This is a genomic window from Streptomyces alanosinicus (assembly GCF_014650595.1).
GTDB classification, from domain to species: Bacteria; Actinomycetota; Actinomycetes; order Streptomycetales; family Streptomycetaceae; genus Streptomyces; species Streptomyces alanosinicus.
This window is the reverse complement of record NZ_BMVG01000058.1, coordinates 16,718-37,360: the sequence shown is the minus strand read 5'-3', so window position 1 is coordinate 37,360 and position 20,643 is coordinate 16,718. Positions and strand designations below refer to the sequence as shown.

At 69.8% G+C, this 20,643-nt stretch carries 23 protein-coding genes; 16 read left to right on the top strand and 7 right to left on the bottom strand.

Annotation, left to right across the window (positions count from 1 at the left end; genetic code table 11):
• Positions 1 to 239: 239 nt before the first annotated feature.
• The gene (locus IE277_RS43300; protein WP_189959210.1) at positions 240 to 1,244 is read right to left on the bottom strand and encodes an alpha/beta fold hydrolase; all 1,005 of its coding nucleotides are present in this window, start codon (positions 1,242 to 1,244) and stop codon (positions 240 to 242) included.
• 126 nt (positions 1,245 to 1,370) lie between these two features.
• Here IE277_RS43300 and IE277_RS43295 point away from each other — a divergent pair, with 126 nt between their 5' ends.
• Complete coding sequence (locus tag IE277_RS43295) at positions 1,371 to 2,231, top strand: helix-turn-helix domain-containing protein (protein ID WP_189959209.1); 861 nt, start codon at positions 1,371 to 1,373, stop codon at positions 2,229 to 2,231.
• 7 nt (positions 2,232 to 2,238) lie between these two features.
• Here the strand turns inward: IE277_RS43295 and IE277_RS43290 are convergent, their stop codons facing one another.
• Both IE277_RS43290 and IE277_RS43285 read right to left on the bottom strand, forming a co-directional pair.
• A complete protein-coding gene (locus IE277_RS43290) occupies positions 2,239 to 3,246 on the bottom strand; it encodes an IS630 family transposase (protein ID WP_229882459.1) in 1,008 nt (335 codons plus the stop codon).
• Positions 3,247 to 3,753: 507 nt separating this feature from the next.
• Positions 3,754 to 4,074, bottom strand: a complete 321-nt coding sequence (locus tag IE277_RS43285; protein WP_189959212.1) for a hypothetical protein — start codon at positions 4,072 to 4,074, stop codon at positions 3,754 to 3,756.
• A gap of 125 nt (positions 4,075 to 4,199) precedes the next feature.
• On the opposite strand from IE277_RS43285, the gene IE277_RS43280 reads away from it, so the two are divergent.
• A complete protein-coding gene (locus tag IE277_RS43280; RefSeq protein WP_189959208.1) occupies positions 4,200 to 5,036 on the top strand; it encodes a trypsin-like serine peptidase in 837 nt (278 codons plus the stop codon).
• A 184-nt stretch (positions 5,037 to 5,220) separates the two neighbouring features.
• On the opposite strand, the gene IE277_RS49965 is transcribed toward IE277_RS43280, so the two are convergent.
• Positions 5,221 to 5,421, bottom strand: a complete 201-nt coding sequence (locus IE277_RS49965; protein ID WP_189959207.1) for a hypothetical protein — start codon at positions 5,419 to 5,421, stop codon at positions 5,221 to 5,223.
• A gap of 349 nt (positions 5,422 to 5,770) precedes the next feature.
• Between IE277_RS49965 and IE277_RS43270 the strand changes: the two genes are divergently transcribed.
• The 7 genes from IE277_RS43270 (at position 5,771) to IE277_RS43240 (ending at position 10,981) form a co-directional block, all read left to right on the top strand.
• Positions 5,771 to 7,018: a S53 family peptidase gene (locus IE277_RS43270; RefSeq protein ID WP_189959206.1), complete on the top strand. Its 1,248-nt coding sequence runs from the start codon at positions 5,771 to 5,773 to the stop codon at positions 7,016 to 7,018.
• Between the two features lie 313 nt (positions 7,019 to 7,331).
• Positions 7,332 to 7,823, top strand: a complete 492-nt coding sequence (locus IE277_RS43265; RefSeq protein WP_189959205.1) for a Fur family transcriptional regulator — start codon at positions 7,332 to 7,334, stop codon at positions 7,821 to 7,823.
• Positions 7,766 to 8,071 carry a hypothetical protein gene (locus IE277_RS43260; protein ID WP_189959204.1) on the top strand — a complete coding sequence of 102 codons (306 nt, stop codon included), beginning with the start codon at positions 7,766 to 7,768 and terminating at the stop codon, positions 8,069 to 8,071. The genes IE277_RS43265 and IE277_RS43260 overlap by 58 nt, the downstream gene beginning before the upstream one ends.
• A gap of 1 nt (position 8,072) precedes the next feature.
• Positions 8,073 to 9,095, top strand: coding sequence for a CobW family GTP-binding protein (locus IE277_RS43255; RefSeq protein ID WP_189959203.1), 1,023 nt, complete (start codon positions 8,073 to 8,075; stop codon positions 9,093 to 9,095).
• Positions 9,092 to 10,153, top strand: coding sequence for a WD40 repeat domain-containing protein (locus IE277_RS43250; protein ID WP_189959202.1), 1,062 nt, complete (start codon positions 9,092 to 9,094; stop codon positions 10,151 to 10,153). Before IE277_RS43255 ends, IE277_RS43250 begins: the two co-directional genes overlap by 4 nt.
• A 56-nt stretch (positions 10,154 to 10,209) precedes the next feature.
• Positions 10,210 to 10,632 (top strand): (2Fe-2S) ferredoxin domain-containing protein, encoded by a 423-nt coding sequence (locus IE277_RS43245; protein WP_189959211.1) that lies wholly within the window; start codon positions 10,210 to 10,212, stop codon positions 10,630 to 10,632.
• Entirely contained in the window at positions 10,619 to 10,981 is a 363-nt protein-coding gene (locus tag IE277_RS43240; RefSeq protein ID WP_189959201.1) for an ArsR/SmtB family transcription factor, read from the top strand. Before IE277_RS43245 ends, IE277_RS43240 begins: the two co-directional genes overlap by 14 nt.
• Positions 10,982 to 11,104: 123 nt before the next feature.
• Here IE277_RS43240 and IE277_RS43235 read toward each other — a convergent pair whose 3' ends face one another.
• Positions 11,105 to 13,174, bottom strand: coding sequence for a putative Ig domain-containing protein (locus IE277_RS43235; protein ID WP_189959200.1), 2,070 nt, complete (start codon positions 13,172 to 13,174; stop codon positions 11,105 to 11,107).
• 522 nt (positions 13,175 to 13,696) lie between these two features.
• Between IE277_RS43235 and IE277_RS43230 the strand changes: the two genes are divergently transcribed.
• From IE277_RS43230 to IE277_RS43200, 7 genes are all read left to right on the top strand, one after another.
• Positions 13,697 to 14,656 (top strand): ATP-binding protein, encoded by a 960-nt coding sequence (locus IE277_RS43230; RefSeq protein ID WP_189959199.1) that lies wholly within the window; start codon positions 13,697 to 13,699, stop codon positions 14,654 to 14,656.
• A gap of 49 nt (positions 14,657 to 14,705) precedes the next feature.
• On the top strand, positions 14,706 to 15,098 hold the full coding sequence (locus IE277_RS43225; protein ID WP_189959198.1) for an SCO5389 family protein: 393 nt from the start codon (positions 14,706 to 14,708) through the stop codon (positions 15,096 to 15,098).
• Positions 15,099 to 15,314: 216 nt separating this feature from the next.
• Positions 15,315 to 16,292 (top strand): metal ABC transporter solute-binding protein, Zn/Mn family, encoded by a 978-nt coding sequence (locus IE277_RS43220; protein WP_189959197.1) that lies wholly within the window; start codon positions 15,315 to 15,317, stop codon positions 16,290 to 16,292.
• 9 nt (positions 16,293 to 16,301) lie between these two features.
• Positions 16,302 to 17,225, top strand: coding sequence for a metal ABC transporter ATP-binding protein (locus tag IE277_RS43215; RefSeq protein ID WP_189959196.1), 924 nt, complete (start codon positions 16,302 to 16,304; stop codon positions 17,223 to 17,225).
• Positions 17,222 to 18,130, top strand: coding sequence for a metal ABC transporter permease (locus tag IE277_RS43210; protein WP_189959195.1), 909 nt, complete (start codon positions 17,222 to 17,224; stop codon positions 18,128 to 18,130). The genes IE277_RS43215 and IE277_RS43210 overlap by 4 nt, the downstream gene beginning before the upstream one ends.
• Positions 18,127 to 18,996, top strand: a complete 870-nt coding sequence (locus IE277_RS43205; protein ID WP_189959194.1) for a metal ABC transporter permease — start codon at positions 18,127 to 18,129, stop codon at positions 18,994 to 18,996. The genes IE277_RS43210 and IE277_RS43205 overlap by 4 nt, the downstream gene beginning before the upstream one ends.
• Before the next feature lie 32 nt (positions 18,997 to 19,028).
• On the top strand, positions 19,029 to 19,478 hold the full coding sequence (locus IE277_RS43200; protein WP_189959193.1) for a Fur family transcriptional regulator: 450 nt from the start codon (positions 19,029 to 19,031) through the stop codon (positions 19,476 to 19,478).
• Positions 19,479 to 19,487: 9 nt separating this feature from the next.
• Here IE277_RS43200 and IE277_RS43195 read toward each other — a convergent pair whose 3' ends face one another.
• Positions 19,488 to 20,195: a cation efflux transmembrane domain-containing protein gene (locus IE277_RS43195; RefSeq protein WP_189959192.1), complete on the bottom strand. Its 708-nt coding sequence runs from the start codon at positions 20,193 to 20,195 to the stop codon at positions 19,488 to 19,490.
• 1 nt (position 20,196) lies between these two features.
• Positions 20,197 to 20,532: an ArsR/SmtB family transcription factor gene (locus tag IE277_RS43190; RefSeq protein WP_189959191.1), complete on the bottom strand. Its 336-nt coding sequence runs from the start codon at positions 20,530 to 20,532 to the stop codon at positions 20,197 to 20,199.
• Positions 20,533 to 20,643 lie beyond the last annotated feature (111 nt).

Genomic DNA, 20,643 nt, shown 5'->3' with positions numbered 1-20,643 from the left:
CACGATGCGGGCCCGAAGCACCACATCCGCCGCCGTATGCCGGTCCGCCGCCAACTTCCGTAATTCCGCTGCCTGTTCAAGAGAGAGATCCATGCCTGGCTCAACGAGGCAGAACACTGCAGGTGACACGAACCGGATCACGGAACACTAGTGGCTCGGCTCGATAGGTCGGCCGGGAAACACGGCCGGTCAGGTGCGGCAATCCCGTGACGGGCGGTTGCGGGACCGGCGAGGGGTGATCAGTGTGGCGCGGTCTCCGTGGCGAAGCCGTGCAGCAGGGCTCCCGTGGCGTCGGGGTCCTCGAACATGGGTGTGTGGCCGACGCCTTCGAGGATCACGATGCGGGCGTTGGGCACCCGGCGGTAGTCCTGCGCACTGGACGGCTGCCACCGCCGGTCCCGCGAGCCGAAGATCACCAGGGTCGGCAGGCCGAGGCCTGCCAGCCGGTCGGGGAGGGGCCGTTCCTTCAGGTAGGCGCTGGACGCCTCGTCGGTGGCGGTGAGACTGCGGTAGGTCATGCCCCGGATGTCCGAGACGATCCGGTCGGGGACCGCCACCTTGCGGGTGAACGCCGTGCTCAGGGCGGCACGGACGGTGCTGTCGGTGCGCAGCCGCCAGATCAGCTGCCCCACCACCGGTGTGGTCACCAAGTTGTCGACGAAGCTGCCGCCGATGTAGGCGTCCAGCCGGGGGCCGGCGTCGATCAGCGCGATCGCCGCCACCAGGTCGCTCCGCTGCTCGGCCAGCGACGTGGCGACGGCGCCGCCGGTGGAGTGTCCGACGACGGTCGCGCGGCGCACTCCGAGCCGGTCGAGCGCGGTCCCGACCCGGCGCGCCTGGTCCGCGATGCCGTAGCCGTCGGCCGGTTTGGCCGATCCGCCGTGCCCGAGCAGGTCCACCCGCACCACGTGCAGATCACGCAGGGCCGGCAGCACCGGGGCCCACCAGCTCGTCGAGCCGCCAAGGCCGTGGATGAGGACGACGGTGGGGGCGTCGGGTGGGCCGTCCTGCACGACGTTGAGGTCCCCGCCGGGGATGTGCACGAGGTGCGCGCCGGAGGCGTCGGCGGTCTGCGTGAGGACCGACACCGTGTTCAGCGTGAGCAGGGCGGTCAGCACGCCGACGGCCAGCACGGTGATCCGCCTCCGCCGGCTCCGGCTGCGTCGTCCGCGCGGCTTGCCCGGCGGTGTGTCCGGGTGGCTGCGGGCGGGTTGGCTGTGCGGGGCGGTCGTCTTCTCGTCCATGGCTTCTCCTGCCCTTCGGTCGGTGAACGCCATCACTGTCGCGCCGGCCACCGCCAGGCGTATTGGGGAAATGTCCTGCCTCCCGGGCTGGTTGAAGTCGCCTCCACCCGCTCGTACCGTTGGGGCATGCAACCTGTCCGCCCCGGGGCCGACTCCACCGCCGCCTGGGAGATCGCGCGGCCGTCGCGGGTCTCCGCGCTGCCCGGCGTCGACATGGCCGGATTCCGCATAGGCGGCAGCAGCCCGATCGAACTGCGGACCATCCCCCACCCAGCCGTCACCGTGGCCATCGAGTTCGGCGACCGCCCGTTCAACTTCCACGGCGCGGTCGGTCGAACGCGCGCGGAGAGCCTGGCCGTTGGGCTCGCCTTCAACCCCTTCCAGGTGCGCGCCGAGGGCGTCGAGTGTGTACAGATCCGGCTGTCCCCGCTTGTCGCGCACCCCGTACTCGGGCTACCGCTCGCGGAGTTGTGCGGAGGCGTCATCGCGCTCGACGAGCTGTGGGGCCGCGACGCGGCGCGCCTGCGGGAGCGGCTTCACCATGCGCGGACCTGGCCGGAGCGTTTCGCGCTCGTCGACTCGGAACTGTCCGCCCGGTTCCCCGCCGGCCGGACCGTCGATCCAGAGGTGTCCTGGGCGTGGCGTCAGATCGTCGCCAGCCAGGGACGAACCCGCGTGAGCGACCTCGCGGCCGGGGTCGGGTGGAGTCGGCAGCGCACCTGGTCGCGCTTCGGCTCGCAGATCGGCCTGACTCCCAAACGCGCCGCCATGCTGGTCCGTTTCGACCGCGCCGTTCACCGCCTGGTCCGCGGGCACTCGCCCGCGCGGGTGGCGGCGGACGGCGGCTACGCCGACCAGTCCCACCTTCACCACGACGTCCGCGCGTTCACCGGGGAAACCCCCGCCACCGCCGCGAACGAGCCATGGCTGGCCGCCGACGACAGGGCCTGGCCAGCTGCCGGCCAGCTCGAACAAGGCAACCGCTAGCGGCTTGTCACGCAGCCTTGGCCGGGTAATGGGTCCAGGTGCGGATGGGTGAGCCGGGGGCGAAGTTGGTCTTCGGTTCGGCCCGGCTGTTGTGCCAGCGGACGTAGGCGCCGATGGCGGCGTTCTGCTCGCCGTGGCTGCGGTGGTCGGTGCCGTTGAGCACGAAGTAGCGAAGGGCTGCGAACTCGGCTTCGATCCAGTTCAGCCACGAGCCGTAGGTGGGCAGGAAGACCAGCCCGACCTGGTTGTCCGCCGCCCACGCGCGCACACTCGGGTGCTTGTGCGGGGAGAAGTTGTCCAGCACGACGTACAGCTTCTCCCCGGGCCAGCGGGCCCGCAGGGCCTTGAGCAGGCCCAGGAACTCGCGCCACCGCTTGCGCTTGCGGATGCGGTAGTAGATCTTGCCAGTGGCGAGGTCGAGGGCGGCGAGCATGTGCATCACACCGTCGTAGCGGTTGTAGGTGGCCCGCAGCCGGCGTGGTGAACCCACGGGACGCCACGCCTTGCCCTTGCGGGGTTGGAGGTTGAGTGGGCCGAACTCGTCCACGCAGACCACCCGGCCGTCGACGGGCGGGGTGTCGTAGAGCTCCAGGACCCGGTGCATCTTGGCGATGAAGGCCGGGTCCGTGGACGCCTTCCAGGTGGTCGTCGTCTGCCACGAGACCTTGCCCTCGCGCAGGATCCGCCGCAGAGTCTCGCGGCTTATGGCGGTGACGACCTTGCGTGTGACCAGGTGCTCGGCGAGCTTGGCCAGGCTCCAGGTGGAGAACGCAGAGATACCCCAGTCGGCGGGGGACGTCCGGGCGATCAAGCAGATGCGCTCGCGCACCTGGTCACCGATCGTCTTCGGGCGTCCCCCGCTCCATTTTGGGTCCAACGCGTCGAACCCCCGCTCGTTGAACGCGTGGATGACATCGCGTACGTAGTCCTCGCCGACCTGCAGCAGCGAGGTGATGTCCCGCACCGACTGCCCCTGGGCGGACATCAGCACCACGATCGCGCGCCGAAGTCTCACCGGGTCCTTCGACGTTCGGCCGATCCGCTGAAGCCGGCGGCCCTCCTCCAAGGTCACCGGGCGGACGAACACTCCGGGAGGACGCCCCACGACCACCTCCAAGATCAGAATCTGGAGACAGCCTGGTCCTGGACGAACGCCTTATCAACCACCCAGGAGGTCAGGCGTGGCCGGAAGGCACGACCCAGAAAGCTTCGCCGACCTCGCAGTGGTAGCAACGCGCGACAACGCTTCGTGGTTGTACCACTCATGGGCTCCGCAATCCTGGCTGCCCTTGTCGGCGAGCCCTCGCTCAACAAGGAACCAAGGCAGGTGCCTGGGCAGACGGGTACGCCACCGATACCGGCCGATCCGAGTCATCCCAGGAGGCTAGCGCGATCAACCGACCGCAGAGATCATTTACCGGGCCAAGGATCTGGGCAGAGCCACTAGGTCCAGTCGGCGGTGTCCCCGACAAGGAAGCGGGTGATGCCCCGGTACAGGGCGAGGAAGGTACCGGACCTGCGGTCAGGCGTCACGGTCGTCGATGTCCGGCCGAATCTCGATCGTGAGGTCCGCGTCCTCAGGGCCGGTACCTTCCTCGCCCTCCCAGACCATCACGCGCACGTGCCTGTGGAGCGTGTCAAGGCGGTTCCACTCGGACACCAGGTCGGTGACTACGAGAGCGGCGATGCACTGGAGCGCGACGAGAGCCGCGTCGTCGTCAAGGCGTATGCGCGAGCAGACCGCGTCGGATGTGGTGGAGCAGCGATTCGGGCCCGCGCTGCTCCACTGGGCGGCACGCGCTTCGAACGGGGAGAAGCGACCGTCGGCGTCGCGGGCTTCCATGACGCCGTCGGTGTAGAGCAGGAGGGTGTCGCCGGGCTCGAAGGACGCTACATCGATGGGTTCACAGGAAAATCTCAGTTAAGTCGGAGCGTGTGTCTCACCTTCGTGAGACAGAGTGATCACTGATGGAGCGCATCTCACGCATCTTGGTCACCTCGCGTCCCGCGTTGCTCGGCGCCGTGGCGATGCTCACCCTGACCTCGTCCGTGGCGGCCGCCGAGCTCAGGCCCGAGCCCTCAGGCCCTGTGTCGCAAGTCGCCCGGACGGCGGGCCCCGCGGGGCAAGCGGGACCTCCGACACAGGCCCCAGGGGCCACCGGCGACGTCGTCGCCAATCGGCAGACGGCGCGGGTCGGTGCGCTGTTCGACGCGGACCGGGCCGACGACCTGTCCGGCGGGCACCTCTGCACGGCCTCGGTCGTGCACAGCCCCCACGGCGACCTCATCGCCACCGCCGCGCACTGCGTGAGCGACCCCGACACCGACCTGGTGTTCGTGCCGGGCTACCGGGACGGGAAGGCGCCGTACGGGGTATGGAAGCTGGGGCACCGCTATCTGCCCGCCGGATGGACCAAGGACGAGGACGAGGACAGCGATCTGGCGTTCGCCACCGTCGACGACCAGGGCGGCAAGGCGATCGAGGACGTCGTCGGAGCCAACCGGTTCACGACCGGTACGGCCACCGGAGCCACCGCCGTGACCGTCATCGGCTACCCCGACTCCCGCGAGACGCCCATCAGCTGCACCAACAAGCCGACCGCGCACAGCAGCACCCAGCAGCGCATCGACTGCCCCGCCTTCACCCACGGCACCAGTGGCAGCCCCTGGATCAACAGTGAGGGCCAGGTCGTCGGCGTCCTCGGCGGCTATGACGAGGGCGGCGACACCGACGACGTGTCCTACAGCGTGACACTGGGCAGCCTGGCGGCCGACCTGTACAAGGACGCGACCAGCGATCCGTGATCCGCCATCCGTGCGACAACCCGGACCTCCCGCCCGTCACCTACCCGGTGCCCGAAGGCGGTTCGCGAGCACGGCCCAACTACGCGGCCTTGAGGACCAGGCTGCTCGTTCCCTCAGGGGAACGGCTGAGGGTCGCCCAGCAGGAAGGGCGTCTCTGCCGGTGTCGATCACCCTTCGCCCGTCCTCATGCGACCGTCGCAAAGTCACGCCCCAGCAGGAACCGGTCCAGGACGACGACGGACGACTTCGGATGCATCCTCCGGTGGGCACCGTCGCCGGCCGCACCGCCCGCACCCTGACCGACCTCGCGGACCACGTCGGCACCGAACAACAGCACCGCGACGCCCTGGTGCGCCGGGATGCTGAGACATACAAGCGTGTCCACGCTCTCAGCCCACAGGTGAGGCCGGAGTTTTCGTTGCCCCGAGTGGGCACTACCGCGGACACGCCAGCACCAAAAGCGGTTCACTCGCTGACCGCGACAGCCTCACAACACCTGCATTGGCATGACCTTGACCGGTACAAGAGGGCGGCCGCATGGTGAACCAACCGGCCCGCAGCTGATCTGACATGCCGTTTGTCAAGGCTGCTTTTCGTCATGTCTGGCCCGTCCGAACCGCCTGAAACCGCACGGAGGTTTGATGCACCGAAGCGAGATACCCTCCGGATCCCCGGTGATCCGCCGCCACCGACCGAGACGCCGGGTACGGCGGTCGGCCGCTGCCCTCACCGCGGTGCTCACACTTACCGTCACCGCCCTCACCGTCGGCCTGGCCACCGGGGTCCAGGCCGCCGCTCTCTCGTCCACCCCGCGCGCGTCCGCCTCCACGGGTACAACGGGGTTCGGCTGCGCCCATCCCTCGCAAGCGGGACAAGCCCGCTGTTTCGGCGTCCTGAAGGCCCACCGCACCTCCTCGGGCCGTATGTCACCGTTCACCATGGGATCCCCGACCACGGCGGGGTACGTTCCGTCCGATCTGCGTTCCGCCTACCACCTGGGCGGTACCTCGGGATCCGGCCGGACGGTGGCGATCGTCGACGCCATGGACGACCCGCATGCCGAGTCCGACCTGGCCGCTTACCGCAGTGCCTACGGTCTGCCGTCCTGCACCACCGCCAACGGCTGCTTCCGCAAGGTGAACCAGAGCGGCCAGGCATCACCGCTGCCCTCCGGTGACTACGGATGGGCCGAGGAGATCAGCCTCGACCTCGACATGGTCTCGGCGACCTGCCCTGGCTGCCACATCCTCCTGGTCGAGGCGAACTCGGCGAACGTCCCGGATCTCATGTCGGCCGAGGACACCGCCGCCACCACCTCGGGCGTCGTCTCTGTCTCCAACAGCTGGGGCGGGTCCGAGGACAACACCATCACCTCCCTCGACTCCCACTTCAAGCACTCCGGCGTCGCGATCACAGCGAGCTCGGGCGATTCCGGTTATGGCGTCTCCTGGCCCGCCTCCTCCCCGTACGTCACCGCCGTGGGCGGCACCTCGCTGAGCAAGGCGTCCAACTCGCGCGGCTGGACCGAGACCGCCTGGAGCGGCGCGGGCTCGGGCTGTTCGGCGTACGAGGCCAAGCCGTCCTGGCAGCACGACTCCGGATGCGCCAAGCGTTCCATCGCCGATGTGTCTGCGGTCGCCGATCCCAACACCGGGGTGGCGGTCCGCGACACGTACAGCAGCTGCGGCGGCGCGTTGTTGTGCGACACCGAACTTCAACTCGGTCTCGCACAGGGTGCCGACGGATGGGTCGAAGTCGGCGGCACCAGCGTCTCCTCACCGATCATCGCGAGCGTCTACGCACTGGCCGGAAACACCTCTCAGGTCGTCAACGGCTCGTATCCCTACAGCCACACATCGGCGCTCAACGACGTCACGTCGGGCAGCAACGGCTCCTGCGGAGGCAGCTACCTGTGCACCGCAAGGCCGGGTTACGACGGGCCGACCGGCCTCGGCACACCCAACGGCACCGGCGCCTTCTGACGGCGGCACCGTCCGACCGACAAGGCCTGGGCCCGCATCGCACTGCTGCGGTGCGGGCCCAGCCCTTTCCTCGTCTCAGTGGACCCATGCCCGCAGGCCCCCGTCCGGGCCGCTGGAACCGGCCCCACGGCCCGCCGCACCAGTGCTGGTGCGGCGGGCCGTTGCCGTCTGCCTACTTCGTCGGCACTCCACTGCTGACGCGGGAGACGCGACACGGCCATATATGACCGATCAGTCATATGGACATGGATTTCATTTCCATCTACGGTGGGAGTGCCTACCCGACACGAGCCATACATAGGGGTGATGTGGCATGGGCGGCCGGACGACCCAACAGCGCAGAGCGGTCACACGCGCACTTGTGGACTGCCAGGACTTCGTGTCGGCCCAGAAGTTGTACGCCCTTCTGGTGGCCGGCGACCACGCGATCGGCCTGACCACCGTCTACCGCGCCCTCCATGAGCTGGAGGCGGATGGCAGTGTCGACGTCGTACGCGACGACACCGGCGGGCGGCTCTACCGGCTACGCCCCGCCGACGGGCACCGCCACTACCTGATGTGCCGCGACTGCGGCCGGAGCCGCCCGGTGGACTCCGAGGCCGTCGAAGAGTGGGCGAGCCGGATCACGGCCGACACCGGCTTCACCGCGGTCGAGCACACCGTCGAACTCACCGGCATCTGCACCGACTGCCTCCCCTGCGCGGACGTGTGCCGGCCGTCGTCCGGAGACGAAGGAGATGAACCGCCATGCCACTGGGATCGCGCCCCGGACCCGCGGGACCGAGCCCGCAGCTGCGCCGGCTGAAGGAGACCGTGCGCACCCTGCTCGGACTCGACGACGACACCGCCGTCATGATCCGCCAGCTGGCCTGCACCGAACCGGGCTGCCCCCCGCTGGAGACGATCGTCGCCGTGCTGCCCATGGAGGGCGAGGCCCGCCGCTGGACGCTGCACCGCCCGACCGACCAGATCACCGAGGACGACCTGCGAGCCGCCCTGCTCGCCACGGAACAACACGACCACAGCACATCAACAGCAGGACTGGGAGAATGACTTGACCACCCCCGAACCCGGCGAGCCGCGCGATGAACGGGTCCCCGTCACCGTCCTGACCGGCTTCCTCGGCTCCGGCAAGACCACCCTCCTCAACCGCATCCTCACCGAGAACCACGGCCTGCGGATCGCGGTGATCGAGAACGAGTTCGGCGAGGTCGGCATCGACGACGCCCTCGTGCTCGACGCCGAGGAAGAGATCTTCGAGATGAACAACGGCTGCATCTGCTGCACCGTGCGCGGGGATCTCATCCGCATCCTGGGCGCGTTGATGCGCCGGCGCGAGAAGTTCGACCACATCCTCATCGAGACCACCGGCCTGGCCGACCCGGCACCGGTCGCGCAGACCTTCTTCATGGACGACGAGATCGCCTCCCAACTGCGCCTGGACGCCATCATCACGCTCGTCGACGCCGGCCATGTGCTCCAGCACCTGGACGAGGTCAAGCCTGAGGGCGTGGAGAACGAGGCCGTGGAGCAGATCGCCTTCGCCGACCGGATCGTCCTCAACAAGACCGACCTGGCCGACGACAACACTGTCATCGAGGTCGTGCGCCGCATCCGCGGCATCAACGCCGGCGTCCGGATCGTCCCCGCCCGGCACGCCGCGATCGACCTCCAGGAAGTGCTGGACGTGGGCGCCTTCGACCTGGAGCGGGTACTCGCCGACGACCCGGCCTTCCTCACCGAGACCGAGCACCAGCACGACACCACCGTTACCTCCGTCGGCATCGAGCTGACCGGAGAGCTGGACGAGGACCGGCTCAACGCCTGGCTCGGCAGCCTGCTGCGGACCAAGGGCGTCGACCTGTTCCGCTCCAAGGGCATCCTCGCCATCGCCGGGACACCGAAGCAGTACGTCTTCCAGGGCGTGCACATGCTGTTGGACGGCAGCTTCGGGCGCGACTGGCGGAAGGACGAAGTGCGCGGCAACAAGTTGGTGTTCATCGGTCGCAATCTCGACCGCGAGTCGCTGGAGCGCGGCTTCGCCGACTGCCTGGCCACGGCGGGAGCCGCCGCGTGAGTACTGCGGTGGAGTCCCCGCTCGCCTGGGACGTCGGCGTCGATGACGCGCCCGTCGCGCTGAGCGCGCGTGGTGATCTGGTAGCCGTCGCCGGGGCCGAGGGGACGGTGAAGGTCCTCGACGCGGCGCTGGGCGCCGAGATCGGGGCGTTCGACCTCCCCGGCGGTGCGCTCAAGGTCGCACTCTCCCCGGATGCCGGGCATGTGGTGGTCACCGGCCCGATGGGGTACGCGTTGTGGCGGCGCACCGACGGCCGTACGACCGTCCGGGAGTCCGGCGCCTGGTCGGCCGCGGCCGCCTGGGCGGACGGGATGGGGGTCCCCCCGGCCGAGCGAAGCCGAGGCTGGGGGAGGGTCGCCGTCGCCTCCGGCCGCCGCACCCTCGTACTGAACGCCGACGGCGAGGAGTTGTGGCGCACGGAGCCTGCCGCATCCACCGTGACCGACCTCGCCTGGATGCGGCAGGGCCGGCGGCTGGCGGTGGCGGCGTACGGGGCGGTGCGCTGCCACGAACGGCACACCGAGAAGCCCGTGGCGACCTACCCGTACGTCGGCTCGCACCTCGCCCTCGCCGTCGCGCCCACCGGACGGTGGATCTGCAGCGGCAACCAGGACGCCTCCATCCACATCTGGCGTGCCCGTGACGGTGGCGAACTGACCATGTCCGGCTACCCGGAGAAGGTCTCCCGCCTCGCCTTCGACGACAGCGGCTTCTGGCTGGCCGCCGACGGCGCCCCCGACGTGACCGTGTGGGACTTCTCCGGCAAGGGCCCCGAGGGCACCGCCCCACGCTCCCTGCGCTGCCACGAGACGGTCACCGCGCTCGCCTGGCGACCGGGCGCCGGCGGCCACCTCGCCAGCGGCGGCGATGACGGGACCGTGGCCCTGTGGCACGCCATCGCCGGCCGACCGCAGGCACGTCTGCGGCCCGCGCGCGAGCTGGAGGGCACCGGCGCGGCGGTCGCGGCACTGGCCTGGGCCGGCCCGCACCTACTGGCCGTGGCCTGGCGCGACGGCCGTATCCGGATGTACGGCCTGTCCTCCCGGACCTCCTTGTGAGCCGGCTCGCCAGGAATGGTCCCGCCTGGCCGGGTGCCACCGGCAACCGCTCCGTGATCCGGGCAGCCGCACCCCGCCCCTGCACCCTCGTCGTCTGCCGGGGCTGCTGCTGCGGCAATCCCCGCAAGCTCCCCCAGTCTCGGCTTCGCTCGACCGGGGGGACCCCCATCGACACCGACCATGCCTGGCAACTGGACCGGTTGCGCGCAGGCGCGGCGGAAGGCGGCTTCCAGGTCCGTACGACGGACTGCCTCGGCCCCTGCGACCAGGCCAACGTCATCGTCGTCCAGCCCTCCACCGCCGGGCGGCGGATCGGGGCACACGCGGTCTGGGTGGGCTTTGCCATGGACGACGACTGCACCGACGACCTGCTGCGCTGGGCGCGGGCGGGCGGACCCGGCGTCGCCGCACCTCCCGCCGCGCTGGCGCTCCAGTTCATCCGGCCACCGCGCGAGGCCCGCAGCCGTGCACGCCGATGACGTCGACGCCGGTGGCCGTGACATCCTTGCGGCCGCCCGGCTCGACGAGGCCACCGCCGCCTCCGTCGCCGCCACGCTCCAGGCCCTGGCCGCCCCGTCACGCCTGCTGATCCTCACCGCCCTGCGGCACAGGCCGTACCCGGTCGGCGAACTCGCCGCCGAACTCCGCATGGAACAGTCCGCCGTCTCCCACCAACTGCGTCTGCTGCGCGCCCTCGGCCTGGTCATCGGCCGCCGCGACGGCCGTCGCATCGTCTACAGCCTCTACGACGACCACGTCGCCCAACTCCTCGACCAGGCCGTCCACCACATCGAGCACCTGCGCCTCGGAGTACGCGACCTCGGCTGACCACACGGTCGGCCATGGCCCGACGGCCGTCCGTCGGAGTCAGGTGTGATGTAGCACGATCACGCACAGATCCCACACGCGGACGGCTTCCGCGTGCGGGATCAGGTGCTCATCTGGTACGGGTCAGCTGGTCGTCAGGGCGGTGTCGTCCACGACAAAGCTGGTCTGAAGGGAGGAGTCCTCCACACCGTTGAACTTCAGGGTGACCGTCTGGCCCGCCAGCGAGGACAGGTCGAAGGTCTTCTGGCTATAGCCGGCAGCCTTGTTGAGGTTCGAGTAGGTCGCGAGGGTCTTCGAACCCGCGGTCACCGTCAGCTTGTCGTACTGGGTGCTGGTGGTGGTCTCCGAGGTGTCGATGTGCAGGGAGAAGGTCAGGGTCGCCTTGCAGCCCGCGGGGATCGTCACCGACTGGGACAGCGTGTCGGTGTGCGAGGAACCGTAGCCGTCGAGCCAGGCGTAGTACGAGCCGCCGTGGGCCGCCTCACCGGTGTCGTTGGTGATGACGCCGCTGGTCGCGGTCCAGCCGGTGCTGCCCGACTCGAAGCCCGGGTTGGCCAGCAGCTGCGAGGAGGTGCAGCCACCGCCGCCGGAGCCGACGGTCCAGGTGAAGGACGTCGAACCAGAGGCGCCGGTGGAGTCCTTCGCGGTGACCGTGACCTGGTAGGTGCCCGCGGTGGAGGCGGTGCCCGAGATCAGGCCCGTGGAGCTGTTGATGGACAGGCCGGTCGGCAGACCCGTGGCGCTGTAGGTGAGCGAGGCGCCGCCACTGTCGGTCGCGTGGATCTGCAGGCTGACCGAGCCGCCGGTAGTGGTGGACTGGCTACCGGGGTTGGTGACGGTCACCGTGTTGCCGCTGCTGGAGCCGGCGGTGAAGGCGGCGGTGCCGTTCGGGGTGCCCCAGCCGGTCGGGCCGTCGTAGCCGGTACCGGCGGTGCAGAAGTACGACGGGGAGCAGCTGCCGTTGTTGCCGCTGGTGACGTCGTACAGGTTGCTCGTGTGGGAGTACGGGTACTTCGCCGGGTAGTCACTCGCGCCCGGCGTGCCCGCGAGGGCGTAGACGCTCGCGACGATCGGCGAGGAGGCGCTGGTGCCGCCGTAGACCGCCCAGCCGGACCCGCCGAAGGTGTCGTAGACCGCGACGCCGGTGGCCGGGTCGGCGACCGCGGAGACGTCGGCCTCCATGCGCTTGGCGCAGCCGGTGTCGGTCTGCCAGCTCGGCTTCGGGTCGTAGGCGGAGCAGCCGGAGCCGGTGCCCTCGGTGGAGTTGGTGTGCCACACCGACTCGCTCCAGCCACGGGAGTTGGAGGAGGTGTTGAGCGCGGTGCCGCCGACGGCGGTCACGTACTGGGAGGTCGCCGGGTACTCGGCACCGTAGGCGGAGTCACCGGAGGAGACGGTGATGGCGACGCCCGGGTGCTTGAAGTAGGAGGTGTCGTCGCTGGTCTGGGAGGAGTCCTCGGAGCCGCCCCAGCTGTTGGAGACGAACTTCGCGCCGAGCGAGACGGCTTCGTTCTCGGCGGCGCCGAGGTCGGCCATGCTCGCGGAGTTGGCCTCGACCAGGATGATGCTGCAGTTCGGGCAGACCGCGCTGACCATGTCGATGTCGAGCATCTCTTCACCGGCCCAGCCGGTGTCGTTGGTCGGCAGCGAGGTGGTGGAGCCGGTCTGACTGACCTGCTTGAAGCAGCCGTTGGCCTTGGTGCAGGCGGACAGGCCGTAGGTGGAGCGGTAAGTGCCCAGGTCCGACTCGGCGTTGGGGTCGTTGTAGGCGTCGACGATACCGACCGTCATGCCGGAACCGGCCGCGGTGGGCAGGTTGTAGGCGCTGTGCAGGTTGGCCGGGGAGAGGCCAGAGGGGGCCGCGGCGGCGAGCGCCGAGGCGAGCCGCTGCTTGATGTCGGTGCGGCGCTGGGCGAAACACGACGCCTGACCGGGCTTGGCGGTGGCGCACAGGTGCTGGGTCGGCACCTTCTGGCCGGCCTTGCCGGTGGAGTGGTAGGTCTGCCGCCCGGGTGCGGTCAGCGCCTTGTCGTTCTGCGTGACCTTGGAGGTCTGAGGGTGGGCCGCGGCAGGCTGGGCGCCGGCCGTCGGTGCGGCGGTGAATCCGGCGACGGTCAGGGCGAGGGCGGGGAAGGCGACGGCGACGAGTCTTCGCAGACTCCGTCTCCGCCCGCTCGGGCGTGACTCACGCATGGGTACTGCCTCCGGTTGACGTGGGGTATCGCACTGGATGGGCAGCCCGTGACGCGCGTAAGCGGCGGTGGAACCGCGCAGTCAGGAGCATGACACTCACAGCATCCTGTTACGTCGTGTGAGCGTGACATGACAGGGTGCTGGGGGACCGTAGCCCCGAATACCGGCCACCGGCAGTGCCGGGTTGAATTCTTTACTTCTCCATAGAGTGGGCTTAACCCCCTCTTAGTGGGAGGCTGGACGCACTCAATGCGGGTTCAGCCCTCTCGCGCGCCGACTCGGCCTGCGCTCGATATTGGCCAGCCGACGGCACTCTGCACTCGCTGGGATACGGCCCCCTTCCCGGCGGGAGAAGCACAGCAGGGACCCACCAGGCCGACCACCAGGCGACCAACCCATCCACGCCAAGGTCACCCAACTCACCTACATGCCAGACCCGTTGGGGTGCTATGGATTTGACATCACCCCAGCGCACCAACAGCCTATGCTCATGACATCCATTTTCAACAGGAGTGGTTAGCCATGCGCGTCGCATTCGTGGGCAAGGGCGGCAGCGGCAAGACGACCCTGTCGGCCCTCTTCTCCCGTCACCTGGCGCGCTCGGGCGCGCCGGTCGTCGCCATCGACGGCGACATCAACCAGCACCTGGCGTACGCACTGGGTCTCAAGGAGGACGAGTTCTTCACCGCGCCGCCACTGAGCGCGCGGACCGGCGAGATCAAGGACTACCTGCGAGGCACCAACCCGCGGATCCCGTCCCGCGACGCCATGGTCAAGACGACGCCGCCCGGCCGCGGCTCCCGCCTGCTGCGACTCCTGGACGAGGACGAGATCCACTCCCACCACATCCAGGAGGTGGACGGCGTCCCGCTCATGGTCACCGGCGCCTTCGACGAGAGCGACCTCGGCGTGGCCTGCTACCACTCCAAGCTCGGCGCGGTCGAGCTCTACCTCAACCACCTCGTGGACGGCCCCGGCGAGTACGTCGTGGTCGACATGACGGCCGGCGCCGACGCCTTCGCCTCCGGCCTCTTCACCCGCTTCGACATGACGTTCCTGGTCGTCGAACCGACCCGGAAGAGCGTGTCCGTCTATCGCCAGTACCGCGACCATGCCGCCGAGTTCGGCATCCCGGTCGCCGTCGTCGGCAACAAGGTCACCGGCGAGGACGACCTGGCTTTCCTCCGCACACACGTCGGCGACGACCTGCTCGCCCACTGCGTCCAGTCCTCGTACGTCCGCGCCCAGGAACAGGGCCGCGGCCACGGCGAACTGGAACCGCACAACGCCCGCACGCTGGACCGGCTGCGGGCGGCCGTCGACGCCCGCCCCAAGGACTGGGCCGCCTTCCAGCGGCATGCCGTCGAGTTCCATCTGCGCAACGCCGCCGCCTGGGCCGACGAGGCCACCGGCCAGGACCTCGCCACCCAGGTCGACCCCGACTTCCAGCACGGCCCCGAGGCCCTGGCCGCCCTCGCCTGAGCCCCGCCCGCCTCAAGACCCGTACCACCACAGAACAGGACAGCCCTTCATGTCGCTCGACGTCTCCCCGCAGCTGCTCGCCGAAGCCGAGAACGGGGAGGTGCGGGAGCAGGACTTCGTGGAAACGGTCCGCACGTCCCTCCCGTACGCCTACGACCTCATCGCGCGCCTCGCCGACGAACTGCGCTCAGGTACGGCTGAGTTCGCCGACAACCAGACCCCGCCGCCCTCCGAGAAGGAGCGCGGCCAGCTGCTGCGGGCCCTGTCCAGCGACGCCATCCGCGGCAGCCTCGAACGGCACTTCGGCGTGGCCCTCGCCTTCCAGAACTGCCACCGCGTCGCCGCCTTCCGCCCCGACGCACACGGCGGTGAGACCCATGCACGCTTCACCTCACTGCGCGCGCAGATCCTCAACCAGTCGCCGGAGTTCCGCGACTGCTGATCTGCATGCGGGGTCCCGCGGACCCTACGACTCCTGGGCTGTCGCCGCTGCTGCGGACGGCAGCCCTTCGCGGTCGTACAACCGGTCAAAAGATGGCAACGGTTTTCATCTGACATTGATGTGAAAATCATTTGCACCTAGCGTGGATGGTGTCACCGCACCGCCGGCACGTGTCCGCTTCCCGTCCGGCACCGGCACCGCCCGAAGGAGCCCCGCATGTTCCCCGTTCCCGCCTCCCGCTCGGCCCGCCCGTCCGCGAGGCTCGCACTCATCACCGCGGCAGCCGCACTGACCGCCGCGACAGCGACCGCCTGCTCCACCTCCTCCTCGCACACCAGCGACACCGCCACGACCAGCGGCGGCAGTGGCTCGGGCAAGACGATCCAGGTGGTGGCGGCGGAGAACTTCTGGGGCAGCATCGCCTCGCAGCTCGGCGGCAGCCACGTGAAGGTGACCAGCATCATCGACAACCCGGACACCGACCCGCACGACTACGAGCCGACCGCCGCCGACGCCCGCACCGTGGCCGGCGCCCAGTACACGATCGTCAACGGCATCGGCTACGACGCCTGGGCCGACAAGCTCCTGGCCGCCAACCCCGGCAGCGGGCGCACCCAGCTGAAGGTCGGCGACCTGGTCGGCGTCAAGCCGGGCGGGAACCCGCACCGCTGGTACTCCCCCGACGACGTCCACAAGGTCATCGAGCAGATCACCGCCGACTACAAGAAGAGCGACCCGGCCGACGCCGCCTACTTCGACCAGCAGAAGACGACCTTCGAGACCAAGACGCTGGCCGGGTACAACAAGCTCATAGCCGACATCAAGGCGAAGTACGCCGGCATCCCGATCGGCGCCTCCGAGTCCATCGTCACCCCGCTCGCCGAGGGCCTGGGGCTGAAGATGCTGACGCCGGAGACGTTCCTGGACGCGATGAGCGAGGGCTCCGACCCGACAGCCAAGGACAAGGCCACCATCGACCAGCAGATCAAGAACAAGAAGATCAAGGTCTACGTCTACAACTCCCAGAACTCCACGCCGGACGTCCAGGCGCAGGTCAAGGAGGCCAAGGCGGAAGGCATCCCCGTCGCCACCGTGACCGAGACGCTCACCCCCGCCGGCGCCGGCTTCCAGCAGTGGCAGACCACCGAACTGCAGGGCATCGAGCAGGCCCTTGCCAAGGCGACCGGCAAGTGAGCTGAGGCCATGAACCCGATAGCGAAGGCCCGCGAGGCCGTCACACACAGCGCCCACACCGTCCCCAACCGCCGCGCAGGCGGCCACGACACCGCACCGAACAGCGGACGCGACCCGGTGCTCGCCCTACGCGGGGCCGCCGTGCGGGTCGGCGGCCGGACGCTCTGGTCGGGCGTGGACCTTCGCATCGGGTCCGGCGAGTTCACCGCCGTACTCGGCCCGAACGGCGTCGGCAAGTCCACCATGATCAAAGTGCTGCTCGGCGCCCTGCCCGCGGCGGCCGGTGAGGTCCGGGTCCTCGGTACCCGGCCAGGTCAGGCCAACGACCGCATCGGCTACCTTCCCCAGCGCCGCAGCTTCGATGCCTCCCTGCGGATCCGCGGCGTGGATGTGGTGCGCATGGGCCTGGACGGCGACCGGTGGGGCGTACCGCTGCCGTTCCCCAGCGCCCGTCGGCAGGCCGCCCGCGCACGCGTGGACGAGGTGATCGAGCTGGTCGGGGCGTCAGCGTACGCGCACCGGCCCATCGGACAGTGTTCCGGCGGCGAGCAGCAGCGCCTGCTGATCGCCCAGGCGCTGATACGCCGCCCCGAACTGCTTCTGCTGGACGAACCGTTGGACAGCCTCGACCTGCCCAACCAGAGCGCCGTCGCCGCGCTGATCGGGCGCATCAGCCACCAGGAGGGCGTGTCAGTGGTCATGGTCGCCCATGACGTGAACCCGATACTCCACCACCTGGACCGGGTGGTGTACCTGGCCGAGGGCGGGGCCGCCGCCGGCACACCGGAGGAGGTCATCACCTCCGGGACGCTGACCCGGCTGTACGGCACGCCGGTGGAGGTGCTGCGGACCTCGGACGGACGGCTGGTCGTGGTGGGCCAGCCGGAAGCGCCCGCGGTGCACACCGACCGGCATTCCGGGGGGCCGTCATGATGCTCGCCGAGAGCGGGGCGCCGGCCTGGTCGTGGAACCTGCTGACCGACTTCCAGGAGATGTGGTCCTACCCCTTCATGGTCAACGCGTTCCGCGCGGGCGCGATCGTGGCCGTCGTCGCGGCGGTCGTGGGGTGGTTCGTGGTGCTGCGGCGGCAGACGTTCGCCGCGCACACCGTCTCCGCGGTCGCCTTCCCCGGCGCGGCCGGGGCGCTGTTGCTGGGGGTGAGCGCGGTCTACGGGTACTTCACGCTGTGTGTGGCCGCCGCGCTGGTCATCGCGGCCCTGCGCGGCGGCGGTGACCATGAGGAATCCGCGCTGACCGGGACCGTGCAGGCGTTTCTGCTCGCGTCCGGGTTCCTGTTCACCGCCCTGTACCGGGGGCTGCTGGAGGGACCGCAGACCATCCTCTTCGGCACATTCCTGGGGATCACATCGTCGCAGGTCACCGTGTTGACCGTGGTAGGAGCGGTGGTACTTGCCGCGCTCGCGCTGCTCGGACGGCCGCTGCTGTTCGCCTCCGTGGACCCGAAAGTGGCCGCCGGGCGCGGCGTACCGGTCCGCGCGCTGTCCGTGGTCTTCCTCGTCCTGCTCGGCGCGGCCACGGCGGAAACAAGCCAGATCACCGGGACCCTCCTCGTCTTCGCCCTCATGGTGATCCCGGCCGCCACCGCCCAGGTCCTGACCCCCCGCCCGGCACTGAGCCTGGCCCTGGCCGTCCTGCTGGCGTTCGCCGCCACCTGGCTCGGGCTGACCGCCGCCTATTACTCGCCGTACCCACTGGGCTTCTTCGTGACCACCATCGCCTTCGCCGGATACCTGCTCGCCCTGGGCTGGCGCTCACTGCGCGAGGTGCTGAGCCGCCGGGCCGTGGCCACTCCGGCCGCCAGGGAGGTGACGGCATGACCTTCCTGCTCGCAGCCTCCCCGCTGTCCCAGCCGTTCTTCCAGCACGCCTTCCTCGCCGGGACCGCCATCGCCGCCGCCTGCGGACTGGTCGGCTACTTCCTGGTCCTGCGCGCCCAGGTCTTCACCGGCGACGCACTCAGCCACGTCGCCTTCACCGGCGCGATGGCCGCCCTCGCCTTCGGTGCCGACCTTCGCCTGGGCCTGTTCGCCGCCACCATCGCCATGGCCGTGCTCTTCGGCACGCTCGGCCGCCGGGCACGCCCCGATGACGTGGTCATCGGCAGCGTCTTCTCCTGGATCCTCGGCCTGGGCGCCTTCTTCATCACCGTCTACACGACCTCCCGGAGCACCACCAACGGCACCGCCGGCATCAGCGTGCTGTTCGGATCCATCTTCGGTATCTCCGCGGGCAGTGCGGTCATCGCCACCCTCGTGGCCGCCGGCGTCGCCCTGCTGGTGGTCCTCATCGCCCGGCCGCTGCTCTTCGCCACGCTCGACGAGGCGGTGGCCGCCGCGCGCGGAGTGCCGGTACGGCTCCTCGGCTACGGCTTCCTCGCCCTCGCCGGAATCAGCGCCGCCGAGGCGACGCAGGCCGTCGGCTCCCTGCTCCTGCTCGGCCTGCTCGCCGCCCCCGCGGGAGCCGCGATCCGGCTCACCGACCACCCCTACCGGGCCCTTGCACTCTCCGCCGGCCTGGCGGTGCTGGAGATGTGGGCGGGACTGTTCGCCTCCTACGCCGTACCGAAGATGCCGCCGAGCTTCGCCATCATGGCCGTCGCGACGGCCGTCTACGCCGCCACGTTCCTGATCCGACGGCCCGCCCAAGCGCCCCGCGCACGATCCGCTGTCCCCACCGGCACATGAGTACCCGATGACTACCTGAGCGAGGCACGCTGATGGCACGCACCCGGCAACGCACCCCCAATGAAGTCGCGCTGATCGGCCGCCACACCCAGCAACGCTCCGTCGTCCTCGCGGCGTTCATCCGCGCCGACGGATTCGTCGGCGCCCAGGCCCTCCACTCCCAGCTCGCTGCCGACGGCACACCCGTCGGCCTGTCCACGGTGTACCGCACCCTGACCCGGCTGGCCGACGCGGGCCGGGCCGACCTGGTCCGTGACCCAGGCGGTGAACGCCTCTTCCGCTACCGCCCTGGCCCCGACCACCGCCATTACCTCATCTGCACGGAGTGCGGCCTGAACCGCCCCGTCGACTCCGGCCCGATCGAGGACTGGGCCGACGGCATCGCACAGGACTCCGGCTTCGCGCACGTCCGGCACACGGTCGAGCTCTCCGGGGTGTGCCCGGACTGCGGCCGGGCACCTGCGACGGCCGAACGACGGTGATGGGTGAGGTCAGTCGCAGCAGCCGCACACGTCGTCCGGATCGGTGCGTGAGGCCGGAACCGCCGCGGTCTTGGGGGCGGCGCAGCACCCGTCTCCGCGCCAGGCGTCGCGCCCTTCCTTCAAGGCGACCGCGGCGATGACCAGAGCGGCGACCGGATCCGCCCAGGACCAGCCGAGAGTGGCGTTGAGGATCAGTCCGACCAGAAGCACCGCGGACAAGTACGTGCACAACAACGTCTGCTTGGAGTCAGCCACCGCCGAAGCCGATCCCAGTTCCCGCCCTGCCCGGCGCTGGGCGGCGGACAGGACCGGCATGACGACCAAGGAGAGGGCAGCGAGCACGATGCCGGGCCAGGAGCGGGTGGCCTCGCCGGTGCCGGACAGGGCATGTACGGCATCGACGGCGATGTAGGCGGCGAGCGCGAAGAAGGACAGTGCGATGATCCGCAACGCGGTCTTTTCCCTGGCCTCGCGCACCGCGTGCTCGCGGGCGGAGAACTGCCAGGCGACAGTGGCAGCGGAGGAAACCTCGATGACGGAGTCCAGTCCGAAGCCGATCAGCGCGGTGGACGAAGCCAGGGTGCCGGCGGTGAGGGCGGCAATCGCCTCGATGGCGTTGTAGGTGAGGGTCGCGGCGACCAGCAGCCGTATGCGCTTGGTGAGCGTGCCCCGCCTGGCCGGATCGGGGCCGAGGGAGCGGGACATCTCCGTGGTCATGTCAGCAGCACCCCTTGTCGTCGGCATCGGCGCACGTCCGGTCGCTCTCGACAGCGACCACGGCGGTGCGCAGGTCGTCGAGGGCGTGGCCGAGGCGTTCGTCGGCGAGTTCATAGCGGGTGCGGCGGCCGTCGGGGACGGTGGCGACCAGGCCGCAGTCGCGCAGGCAGGCAAGGTGGTTCGACAGCCTGGTGCGCGAGACATCCAGCGCTTCTGCGAGGTCGGCGGGGTAGGCGGGTGCTTCCCGCAGGGCGAGCAGGATGCGGCAGCGGATCGGGTCGGCGAGCGCCCGGCCGAACCGGGCCAGCACCTCAATGTCGGCGGCAACAGTCAGCACACTGTCGACGGTACACGCGATCCTGAATTCAGGAAACCCTGAACTAAGCAGATTAGCAATGGCATTCATTTTCATGTAGCCTCAACAGCCGTCGCTCTTCGACCCATTCAG

Coding starts and splice junctions, on each gene's coding strand:
- IE277_RS43235 (WP_189959200.1), bottom strand. CDS start 13,174: ATGCGTGAGTCACGCCCGAGCGGGCGGAGACGGAGTCTGCGAAGACTC.
- IE277_RS43210 (WP_189959195.1), top strand. CDS start 17,222: ATGATGCTCGCCGAGAGCGGGGCGCCGGCCTGGTCGTGGAACCTGCTG.
- IE277_RS43220 (WP_189959197.1), top strand. CDS start 15,315: ATGTTCCCCGTTCCCGCCTCCCGCTCGGCCCGCCCGTCCGCGAGGCTC.
- IE277_RS43295 (WP_189959209.1), top strand. CDS start 1,371: ATGCAACCTGTCCGCCCCGGGGCCGACTCCACCGCCGCCTGGGAGATC.
- IE277_RS43265 (WP_189959205.1), top strand. CDS start 7,332: ATGGGCGGCCGGACGACCCAACAGCGCAGAGCGGTCACACGCGCACTT.
- IE277_RS43200 (WP_189959193.1), top strand. CDS start 19,029: ATGGCACGCACCCGGCAACGCACCCCCAATGAAGTCGCGCTGATCGGC.
- IE277_RS43285 (WP_189959212.1), bottom strand. CDS start 4,074: ATGGAAGCCCGCGACGCCGACGGTCGCTTCTCCCCGTTCGAAGCGCGT.
- IE277_RS43195 (WP_189959192.1), bottom strand. CDS start 20,195: ATGACCACGGAGATGTCCCGCTCCCTCGGCCCCGATCCGGCCAGGCGG.
- IE277_RS43260 (WP_189959204.1), top strand. CDS start 7,766: ATGCCACTGGGATCGCGCCCCGGACCCGCGGGACCGAGCCCGCAGCTG.
- IE277_RS43230 (WP_189959199.1), top strand. CDS start 13,697: ATGCGCGTCGCATTCGTGGGCAAGGGCGGCAGCGGCAAGACGACCCTG.
- IE277_RS43205 (WP_189959194.1), top strand. CDS start 18,127: ATGACCTTCCTGCTCGCAGCCTCCCCGCTGTCCCAGCCGTTCTTCCAG.
- IE277_RS43215 (WP_189959196.1), top strand. CDS start 16,302: ATGAACCCGATAGCGAAGGCCCGCGAGGCCGTCACACACAGCGCCCAC.
- IE277_RS43225 (WP_189959198.1), top strand. CDS start 14,706: ATGTCGCTCGACGTCTCCCCGCAGCTGCTCGCCGAAGCCGAGAACGGG.
- IE277_RS43280 (WP_189959208.1), top strand. CDS start 4,200: ATGGAGCGCATCTCACGCATCTTGGTCACCTCGCGTCCCGCGTTGCTC.
- IE277_RS43300 (WP_189959210.1), bottom strand. CDS start 1,244: ATGGACGAGAAGACGACCGCCCCGCACAGCCAACCCGCCCGCAGCCAC.